Source organism: Coleofasciculus sp. FACHB-712, assembly GCF_014695635.1.
Classification (GTDB): Bacteria; Cyanobacteriota; Cyanobacteriia; order Cyanobacteriales; family FACHB-T130; genus FACHB-T130.
This window is the reverse complement of the sequence record NZ_JACJOQ010000129.1, coordinates 1-7,556: the sequence shown is the minus strand read 5'-3', so window position 1 is coordinate 7,556 and position 7,556 is coordinate 1. Positions and strand designations below refer to the sequence as shown.

Below are 7,556 nucleotides of genomic sequence, written 5' to 3'. Positions count from 1 at the left end.
TTCTAAGTTTTTCTCCTTGTCTCCTAGGGGAAATTGCGCCATCAGGTTGCTGAATCCGCCGATTGTCGCCCCAATAAATTTTGCTTCTTGGGGTTCAACTTGCGGCAGAATTATCATTGCCCAATCGTGCAGTATCTCAGCCAGTTTCTCATCCAGTTGATCGAGATTTGCTTGTAACAGCGGATACACTACTTTGCGATCGCCATTGCTATCAGCGGTTGCTTGTAATACCTCCGTTAAGAATTGCAGAGGCGATTCAGGAATCCTCTTAACGACAGTGGGTGTCGATGATGAGTTACCCATTTCTGTAACCATTGGCGCTGCAACATTCCGCAACCACTCCGCCGCTTCTCCATCGCCCCGTTCTGCCAGCATTGCGGCTACGGCTTCCATTGTCTGCACTAACCCGGCATCAATGAGCGCTTGATTCGTCTGCAAAATCTCCATTTCCTCGCCACTAGAGGAACTGAGTAGCACTTGGATCAGATTGAGATAGGCTTCGAGACGTTCTTCTCTCATAGGGCGATTCATCTATCAATAGATGGATTTATTGTTGCTTAATTCCCCTCTACACTGCCACCTAAAAATCGGTTTTTTTTGGGCGCAAACGCCAAAAATTCAGAAAAATACGAACTATAGCTTGAATTTTTAGGCTTTAGAAATCTCCTGCTATGTCAGCAAATTTATATAGAGCGGTTCGCACTTGCAATATAGGAACCTCACCCCCAGCCCCTCTCCGTAAACGGAGAGGGGAGAATATTGAATTTCAATACTTCTCGGATAACGCGAAGAGAGCGCCGCTACGCGAACGCTAACGTAGGAGAGAAGTTGGGGGAGTTAACCGAGAAGTATTGTATTGAAGCCCTCCCCGTGAACAGGGAGGGGCAGGGGTGGGGTCAAACCCTACTGCCTCTCATCGAGAACTGCTAGATTAATTTGCTAGAAAACAAAAAAACCGGGTTTTTTAAAACCCGGTTTCTCAAGAATTCTATTTTTCTCGATCGACAACCCACTTAAGGTTCCTGAAACGTTTCCACTTTGCCATCGGGGCCAAGAACTACCCGGATGTGGGCGTTGCGCTCGCCTTCGATGGGAGAAACAAACGGTTTCCCTGGTACTGGCATCCCGGTACGGTCAATATACTTGACTGACAGTTCTCCTAGGGGGCGAATGCGCTCGATGGAGCCATCCGGATTCAGCCGGAGATAGTATTGCAGCGGCTGTGTCAGATCGGCGGGCGGTTTCCATTGCTGTTGGAAATAGTCCCGCACTTGTGCGACTTGAGGAATCGTGTCAAATAGCCGGTCATTCTGGGCGCGATCGCTTCCAGATTCGCTGCCGCGTTTCGCTGCCGGTGGGGCAACGCTGCCGCGAGTCGCACCGGGACTCAGATCGCTGTTATTTGCAGCCGAGCTTTCCGCAGGAAGGCTGGCAAGCGACGGCAGATTGGGAAGCGGGGGAGGCGCGGCAGGAATGCCGGGGGCATTGGGGGATGCAGACTGGTTTGCATCCTCAGAACTTGAGGCGATGGAACCAGGAGCAGGAGCTGATTGCCCGATTCGGGGCGCACTCACCCCACCGCTACTGGGGATCGGCTCGAACGGGAGATTATTGCGAATCGCCGATTTTGGCTGTTCAGCCGGGGGTTTGGGGATGGGCGGGAAGTTACTGGGAGGAGGGGGCTGGAAAATGGCTCTTCCCTCTGGGGCAGAACGTTGTTGAATCGGGGGCAGATTGCTGAAAACGGGGTTGGAATTTCCAGGCGGATTCCGAGGAACAACGACGACTCCTGGGCTTCTAGCACTGAAAGGTGTCGGCGTGGTCACAGGAGCCGGAGATAACAAAATTGACGAAGGAGACCCCGTCGGTGTCGGCGATGGGGAAGACAAAGGAGGAGGCGTCGGCACTCCCGTCGTTGGAGTCGGCGTTATTGGAACCGGCAACACCTCGGTACCGGGCACTGGTGCCGGGGTAGTGGGTAATGGTGTGGGTGCCGGTGCAGAGGAGATGATAGTGGGACTAGGCTGCATTAGCTTCAGCGTGGCTGCTGTTATCCCCACCCCTAACAGAAAGATGGCTGCCGTCCGGGTCCAGATGGGCGGATTTTTCAACCACTGGGTGCGTTTGAGGGGAGGCAACGCCACCAATTCAGCATTGTATTCATCCAAAGCCGTAGCTAAGTCGAACAGTTGCAGCGCACTCAGCGTTACGACAGGTCCCGTTTCTTCCGTCGCCAAATGCCCCAAAAATAGGTCGTGGGACAAAAGTCCCCTCGGTTGTATATAAGGGACAAAGGTTTGAGGAGTGGGGGATTCAGGCGGCGAAAGAATGGTTGCCGCTTGGGCGGGGGCAGCAGCAGCCATCATCGGCTCGCCTACGGGCATTTGATGCACCACCGGCTGCGATCGCGGGGATTGCTGAAGGAAGTCCTGCACGTAAACGCTAACAGCTTCGCAAAGGCTTTCTAATTGAGCGCGATTTCCGCGGATCGTCACTCGTCGATCTTCTGGCTGTCGCGGATCGTCAAAGCTTAGCTCAAATCGTAGATGCTTCAGCACGGGTTGTCCTGCCCAGCGAGACAGGGGCGAATCTTTCGCCTGGATTTCCAACGTGCAGGTGGGGGGTGTAAAGCGTCGCAAAACCATTTTGCTAATTCAGAGGATTGCTAATTGCTAAGTGTGAATTGCTAGCGGGCGCGATCCAAAAGTGCTAACCAGAGACGCCGATGACCATTGGGGCTACTGTAGAACAGGAGATCGATCAGAAGTTTCAAGGCCAAGTGGCTCAAAGCGTCGGACGATACATTTTCTTCTTCCTCCATGCGTTCCTGGTAAGTGTTGCTGAAGGCATCAAGATAATCTCCTAGTAAAGAAGCTTCGTGGGGTTCCCGGTTTTGCTCGGCTAGCTGTTCGAGCAAGGCAACGGCACGTCGGATTAGCTCTTGCTGCTGTCCGGCAAGGTGACAGACGATTAAAACAAGCGATCGCGCTTCCTCCACATCTAACTTTTTCCGCCCTCCCGAACTCTTCCGCATGGGGTTAGACTGGCGCAATCGCCACAAAGCCACCCGATCTGCCACCATTGACTCTAAATTCAATTGAGCTGCGGCTTGGAGTATCGCGTCGGAACCGATGCCTGCCAATGCTTCGAGCGCCAATAAAATTAAATCCAGTTGGGCTTTGATATTGTCCAACTGTACGGGATCTGGCGCGGAAGCAAGGGGTAAATCCTCCCAGCGGGGGGTTGGCGTCGTTGGTGTCTTCACGATGGAGGGCATATTTTTAGCTTAGGTGACGCAACTGGTAATAACTTCGCCGTTACGAGTCTTGAAACCAGACTATCGCGGTTTTAAGTAAGTTTCCTGTCGTCGCTCATGGCGAATGGCTGACTGTTTTTAAACAATTCGCCATTAGTAATTCGCTACTTAATATAGGCGATTGTGACCCCCGTGCCACCTTCTGGGGTGCCAGCTAATTCAAAACGCTCGATGAGAGGATGCTGTTTCAAGAATTCGTGAACCCCGTCTCGCAGCCTTCCGGTTCCCTTGCCGTGGATAATCCACAAACAGCCTGCATCCATCGCTTGGGCGATCGCTTTCTCTAATGCCATCTCGGCATCCGGAACTCGACTCCCCCGAATATCGACGGTATTTTTGGAGGTGCGAATTGTGGGTTGTGGTTTGGGAGGTGCGGGTGGCTCTTTTGGAGTCGCCGCCGGTTTGGCTTTGGCGATGGGATCGGGTTTTTGACCGTCCAAAGATTCGATATCTTCGAGGGAGACGGTCATTTTCATTAACCCAAATCGCACGCTCATCTGACCCTCTGCGTCGGGATTGCTCAGCACTTCGGCGGTTTGTCCTAGGCGGGGAATCCGGACGCGATCGCCTGTTTTTGGTTTAAATCCCGGCTTGGGTTTGGGGGGCGGCGAGGGCAACAGATGACGTTCGGCAATTTCATTCAAGGCGTTGGTTGCACTTTGGGCATCTTGAGCGGTAGCTGGACCTTGCTGTAACCGCCGAATGACTTGGGCGATTTCTCCTTTGGCTTGAATCAGGGCTTCCTGCACAGCGCGTTCCTGGGACAGTTTGAGCTGCTGTTCCCGTTCCTGCAAAGCGGCGGCTTTTCTCGACACCTCCTGATAAAAACGCTCTGCTTGCTGCAACAACTGACTGGCTTCTTGGGCTTTAGTTTCTTGATTGCGCCGTTGGGCTTCTAGTCCAGCAATCACTTGGTTGATGTCTTCTGAAGCACCACCCACATAAGTTTGCGCTTGTTCGACAATTTCCCCCTTCAATCCCAAGCGTCGCGCAATCGTCAGGGCGTTAGAACGTCCTGGAATTCCCCACAACAGGCGATAAGTGGGGCTGAGGGTTCGATCGTCAAATTCTACCGAGGCATTTTCAAAGCGTTCGTCTTCATATTTGAGCGCTTTGAGTTCGCCGAAGTGAGTGGTTGCAATGCTGAGATTGGCATGGTCTGCCAGATATTGTAAAAGCGCGATCGCTAAAGCACTCCCTTCTGCCGGATCGGTTCCCGCTCCCACTTCATCTAGCAAAACAAGGGAATTCGGGGTCATTCCCTCGGTAATTCGGCTGATGCGACGAATATGCCCAGAAAAAGTCGATAAACTCTGCTCTAAAGATTGTTCGTCACCAATATCCGCCAGAACCAAATCAAACCACGGCAATTCTACCGGCTCCCGCGCCGGGACAAATAACCCCACCTTTGCCATCAGTGCGGCTAATCCCAAAGTTTTTAGGGTGACGGTTTTGCCGCCAGTATTCGGCCCGGTAATCGTTACGACCCGAATCTCCGGCTGAACCAGCAAATCTACGGGCACGACGGCACCCCCGTTTTCGTGTCGCTGCTGCCAAACCAATAAAGGATGGCGCAACTGGCGCAGGGTGATGGAATTTTCGATTTTCGATTTTCGATTCTCGGCTGGGGATTCTCCCGACCCCTCTTCCGGGTTCCCCGGTTTTTCTGGCGGGGTACGTTCGATAAATCTGGGAGGATTCGCTTCTAACCAATAGCTGTATCGTGCCCTAGCAGCTGCCAAATCCAAAGTCGTCGCCACTGCCAACAACTGCTCTAAATCTGGTTTCACGGCTGCCACTTGTACCGTCAACGCTTGGCGGATGGCTTCTTCTTCCACTTGTTCTTGACGCCGCAACTGCCGCAATTGATTTCCCAATTGCACGATCGCATTCGGTTCGATAAATAGCGTCGCGCCGCTACCGGAAGTGTCGTGGACGATGCCGGGAATGGCGTCTTTTTGCGGTGCTTTGACGGGGATCACGAAGCGATCGCCCCGCTGTTTGATCGTCTGTTCCTGGACTGCATTGGCTTGGCGCTGCAAGATCCCCTGCAATATCTGATAAATGCGACCGCGTAGCTGCCGCAGTTGGATGCGAATCCCGCCCAATTTGGCACTCGCCCTATCAGCTACGTCTCCCCGCTCATCGATACAGTGGTTAATTTCCTGCTCTAATTCTGGATAGGTGCGGATATCGGCAACCAGCTCTTTCAGCACTGGCACATCTTCTTGATCGTCAATAACGCGCCGCAGACGCCTAACTCCAACTAAGGTGGTCGCGATCGCTAACAACTCTTCCCCTGCTAAAATTCCCTGAAGTTCCGCCCGCTCCAGAGAATCTCCGATGTCCTGAATTCCTTCAAAACTCAACCCTGGAGAAAGACGATTCTCCAACTGGTAAATTTCCTGAGTTTGGGCGATCAGTTGCAGGCTCTCTGGCTGAGTCGCTGGGATTTGCAGATGATTGGCAGCGATCGCGCCCAACTTCGTGGCAGCAAAGGTAGACAAATGCTGACACAGGCGGGGCCATTCGAGTAATTCTAAGGTCTCAGATTGAATCAAAGCTTAAAAGCTATATCTAAATATTCAAGTGCTTATCTATATTAATTTTAAGCTCTGATTAACTGACCGCACGAGAACAAACATCCGCCAGCGCCGCTTTCTTTACGCAAAGGCACCTTCCATCTCATACTGGCTTTCGGTAAGTGTCTCCCACCCGGTTTCCTCCCAAGGTTCCAGAACTCCGGCTGGCTCTAAGGGAGCGATCGCTTCCAAGTGCATCAGCTCCTCTGTGTCAAAATCATCAAATATTTCAGTGAGTGCTTGCAAGTCGCGCTGCCTCATCGGCATTTGCATCACTGTGAAATAGCAAGCCAGCGCTGACTTGTTGGTAGATGCAGACATTTGCGTTCCTGATGAAGATAATTGTTTCAACCTAAAACAGGCTTGGGCTACCTACCTCTATCCCTTTAGTGAAGTTTATTGCTCTTAAAATCTTCCTTTAGGGAGATGTTATTTATAAAATTACTTTGATTTAACACCTAAATTCTTTTTATAGAGAATACAAATTAAAAAAAAGTTATCGTTTTTTTTGTTTTTCAGGAATTGCGGCTAGGCTGGTGATGTTTTATCTCAGATCGCCCAATGTACAACTTTAAGACAGCCGTTTGAGCGAGGCTTATCATCAATACGGTTCCCTTAAAGCAAACAATCCAAAACTTGCGTAGCGATTGTCTTAAAAGTCAAGAGGTGACAACTATTCTTAGCGAACCATATTGGGCTGGTTACAACTTACATTTGGTGAAACCTATAGTTTCAGCTTCAGGCGGACTGAGCTAAAAAGTGAGCCAAAAAGTGAGCTGAATCGCCAATACCGCTCTGAGACGATCGAAGTGCAGTCAGCTTAATTAATCGATGAAGCGCAAAGACGAACTTCTTCATTAAGGGCTTTCTTGCGTAAGTCTTGAAACGATGGAATTTCCAACTCAACTCAATTAAGGACACTAGGCATTCATGCTGTTTCATTCAGCCAACCTACCCTACTGGATGTTTCTAGGGATGGGAGTCCTTTTATTCCTATTGGTGATTGTTTCCGGTGGAGGAGACTCCGACGTAGATGCCGACATAGACGCTGACATAGATACCGACGTAGATGTTATCGACGTAGACACCGACACGGATGGTAGCTTCAACTCCTTGGAAATTTTGGGATGGTTAGGCATTGGCAAAGCGCCGCTAATCCTATTATTAGGAACTGACTTTAGCCTATGGGGTGTCATCGGCTGGATGCTCAATGTTTGGGTTGGTAGCCTCACAGGTGGCATCCCCTACCGTTTTTTTGGGTTAGGGGGAGTGGTGTTATTAAGTTCAATGGCAATCAGCTTGTTTCTAGGGGGGTTGATTTCTCGACCTCTGGGAAAAATCTTTGCTGCCTTTGGGGAAGATGCCAGTAGCGATCGCTTAATTGGTTGTTTCGGTACGGTAAGTTCTGCCTTTATTCCCCATAAACACAGAGGCAAAATTGGTCAGGTAGATGTCATCGATTCAGCGCGAAATCTTGTCACCATCAGCGCCACTTTACCTGATTGGGCAACGGTTCTCCCGCGTCGCAATGAAAAAGTCTTAGTCATTGAACGTTTGGAACACCACTATTTAGTCGTCGCTAAAGATAGTCCCGATCAAGAGCATTGGCTAGAAAATGCATCCAAAATCAAGTAAGAAATCTATAAAGAATAGGATTC

5 protein-coding genes and 1 pseudogene are annotated in these 7,556 nt (G+C 50.7%); 1 reads left to right on the top strand and 5 read right to left on the bottom strand.

Annotated elements, in window-relative coordinates:
* From H6F50_RS03260 to H6F50_RS03240, 5 genes and pseudogenes are all read right to left on the bottom strand, one after another.
* Positions 1–531, bottom strand: a pseudogene (locus tag H6F50_RS03260) (hypothetical protein); the annotation flags it as partial.
* A 482-nt stretch (positions 532–1,013) separates the two neighbouring features.
* Positions 1,014–2,645, bottom strand: a complete 1,632-nt coding sequence (locus H6F50_RS03255; protein ID WP_190426299.1) for a DUF4335 domain-containing protein — start codon at positions 2,643–2,645, stop codon at positions 1,014–1,016.
* 41 nt (positions 2,646–2,686) lie between these two features.
* Entirely contained in the window at positions 2,687–3,277 is a 591-nt protein-coding gene (locus H6F50_RS03250) for a DUF3038 domain-containing protein (RefSeq protein ID WP_190412223.1), read from the bottom strand.
* A 143-nt stretch (positions 3,278–3,420) separates the two neighbouring features.
* Positions 3,421–5,877 (bottom strand): endonuclease MutS2, encoded by a 2,457-nt coding sequence (locus tag H6F50_RS03245; RefSeq protein ID WP_190426296.1) that lies wholly within the window; start codon positions 5,875–5,877, stop codon positions 3,421–3,423.
* 102 nt (positions 5,878–5,979) lie between these two features.
* Positions 5,980–6,219, bottom strand: coding sequence for a hypothetical protein (locus H6F50_RS03240; RefSeq protein WP_190426293.1), 240 nt, complete (start codon positions 6,217–6,219; stop codon positions 5,980–5,982).
* 609 nt (positions 6,220–6,828) lie between these two features.
* On the opposite strand from H6F50_RS03240, the gene H6F50_RS03235 reads away from it, so the two are divergent.
* A complete protein-coding gene (locus H6F50_RS03235) occupies positions 6,829–7,533 on the top strand; it encodes an OB-fold-containig protein (protein WP_190426290.1) in 705 nt (234 codons plus the stop codon).
* Positions 7,534–7,556: the final 23 nt, after the last annotated feature.